This window comes from Paragemmobacter kunshanensis (assembly GCF_011059185.1).
Classification (GTDB): domain Bacteria; phylum Pseudomonadota; class Alphaproteobacteria; order Rhodobacterales; family Rhodobacteraceae; genus Paragemmobacter; species Paragemmobacter kunshanensis.
Genome location: NZ_JAALFE010000068.1, coordinates 1 through 2,542 on the forward strand (window position 1 = coordinate 1; position 2,542 = coordinate 2,542).

The following is a 2,542-nucleotide window of genomic DNA, read 5'->3' on the forward strand; positions in this document are numbered from 1 at the left end:
AACCGCCGCCATCCGCAGCACAAGGACATGGTCCGCTGGTATGGCGGCCCCTTCAACCCGGTGGACTTTGGCGAACCCGAGATCGCGGCGCGCGTGCGCGATCTTGCCACCCGGCGCAAGGTTTCCCTCGAGGCCTTCGCCCGCAGCCGCGCGCTGCGACAGCAGTAGTTCCGAAGGTCAGCCCATATAGGTCGAGCGCACCGTCCTGCGCCGAGGCCCCTGTGGAGTCCCTGGAATACGCGCTGGCGTTGGTCCGCTATCGGCCCGAATTGCGTCCCGGTCCGGGAACTGCCGTTCCATATCCTGCCACCGGGCCTCAGACCAGCGATCCGCGCCCGCGATCCAGGCGGCGGCGCGGGCATAGACCCGGCAGTCCAGCGCCTCGTTGCGCTCACGGAGCTTCTGCCATTCCAGCCGGGCGAAGCCGCGCTTGGTGCGCACCGTCACCAGTTGCTCGGCGACGAACTGCTTCAGCCATTCGTTCTCGACCCAATGCGGCAGGTGGATCGTGCCGGGCGGGAAGGCTGCACCCTCGGCCCGTTCCTCGGTCGTCGGCCTCTCCAGCCGCAGGAAGCGGTAGGTCTCGGCCTTGAATGTCGACACCGCCACGGTCCAGAGCCGCGCGCCGCGCCGCAGCCGTTTGCCGCCCTCGGTTGCGTCGACGAAGGTCGGTCCCGAGACCGGGCTTGAGCGGTTGAACCCCTCGACGCCCTTCACCGGCGAGACCTGTGCGAAGCCTTGCGCCCGCGACCAGGAATAGACCGCCGGGGCCTCGTAGCCGGTGTCGATGGCGAGCCGCGCGATCCTGAGATGCGCGCCAAGTTCATGCGGCCAGGCCCGGTCCAGCAGCGCCGTCAGTTCCGACCACGCGTCGTGCCGGTCTGGCCCACCCTCGATCACCACGTGATCGACGAGCCAGCTCTCCAACCCGCGACCCCAGGCCCAGACATCGACCTCGATCCGGTCCTTTTGGACGTCGGCCCCGGCGGTCAGGAACAACCCACCCGCTGGCACCGTGCCCGGCTTCCATGCCTCGCGCCGGTCATAGAGCCGCTGCCAGTCCGGCGCTTCGCCGCTTTCGACCCAAGTCTCGCCAAGGATCGTGTTGCGGAACGCCTTGATCGCCTCATCCGACCCTTGGGCCGCCTCCCAGCCACGGGCGATGCGGGACCAGCTCAGCCAGCCCACCGGCGAATAGAGCGCCGAAAGATGGTAGCCGACCGTCGTCGGATCGGCGGCCGTGGCGGTCGCCCGCCATTCGCCGACCTCCAGCATCGCCGTCTTGTGGTGCTCCGCTATTGCCGCGTCACAGCCCTCACAGTGATATTCCGCCGTATCGGGGCGGCCCTTCTGCCAGCGCAGCCGGTCGAACTTCAGCCACTGCATCGCGCCGCAGTGCGGGCACGGCACGAAGTACCGGCGCTGGTCAGACGCCTCATATTCCCGTTCGATGCGCGACAACCCCCGGATGGTGGGTGTCGAGACCAGGAAGACCTTGCGGCGATGGGCGAAGGTCAGCGACCGGGCTTCCGCCAGCGTGACTGGGTCGCCTTCCTCGTCGGCCGAGGCGGGATAGGCATCGACCTCGTCGAGGAAGATGTACCGCGCCGGGGTGGACCGCAGCCCGACCGCCGAGTTCGCGCCCGTCATGATCAGGATGCCGCCCGCGAATTCCTTCGACAGCATCGTGTTGCCCGCGTCGCGCGACCGGGCCGGTTTCACCCGCTCCCGCAGGTCCGGGCTCTCGTCGATCAGCGGGTCGATCCGCTGGCGCGAGTTGCGCTTCGCCAGTTCCACCGTGGGCTGGACCGCCAGCATGGGACCCGGCGCCTGGTGGATGGCAAAGCCGATCCAGTTGTTGCCAGCCTCGGTCGCGCCCACCTGCGCCGCCTTCATGAACACGATCCGCTGCGTGGGATCGCCGGGCGACAGCCGGTCCATGATCTCGCGCATGTAAGGCGTGCGCGCCGTGCGATACCGCCCCGGTTCTGCCGAAGCACGGCCCGACAGCATCCGGTGCCGGTCCGCCCACTGCGAAACGGTCAGATCGGGATCGGGCGTCAGCCCCGCACCCCAGGTGCGCAGGATTTCTGCCGCGCCGTCGAAATCCGTCAGGCCATCATCGTCACCGGAAGTCGGGCCGGACCTCGGCAAGTTCGTCGAGGTGGGCACGGACATGTTTTTCCAGGACCTTCTGCATCGCGGCTGGCTCGACGCCCAGATCGGCCGCCATCAGCGCCGCCGCGCGCGCAGGCCAGGTCACCCATGCGTCCCGTTCCTCCCGCGCCAGCCGGAACACCAGCGCCAGCGCGCGGGCGCGCTCGATCAACTCCCCCTTCAGCTTCTGGAGCCGGATGCGCCGCTCCTGCGCCTTCAGCACCTCGTTCGCGGTCTTGGCCTGCAGGAAGGTCGTCCCGCCGCCGACCGCCGGGACCGCCAGACCCTGTTCGCGCAGCGTGTCGCCCACGGCAGCCACAGCAGCTTCGGGGACGGGCTTCAGCTTCGGTTCGGGTGGCTTCCGGGTCTTGGACGGGTCCGTCGT

The 2,542-nt window shown here is 69.0% G+C and carries 2 protein-coding genes; both read right to left on the reverse strand.

All coding sequences use genetic code 11. The features are described 5' to 3' along the window. Window positions 1–177 precede the first annotated feature (177 nt). Window positions 178–2,178 (reverse strand): phage terminase large subunit family protein, encoded by a 2,001-nt coding sequence (locus tag G5V65_RS21630; protein WP_165054643.1) that lies wholly within the window; start codon window positions 2,176–2,178, stop codon window positions 178–180. Continuing rightward, window positions 2,126–2,542 (reverse strand): hypothetical protein (locus tag G5V65_RS21635; RefSeq protein WP_165054646.1); only part of this gene is annotated, 417 nt, incomplete at its 5' end. The genes G5V65_RS21630 and G5V65_RS21635, both read right to left, overlap by 53 nt.

What these genes read in the sequence shown, in the direction of transcription:
- G5V65_RS21630 (WP_165054643.1), bottom strand. Translation starts at nt 2,178, where the DNA reads ATGTCCGTGCCCACCTCGACGAACTTGCCGAGGTCCGGCCCGACTTCC.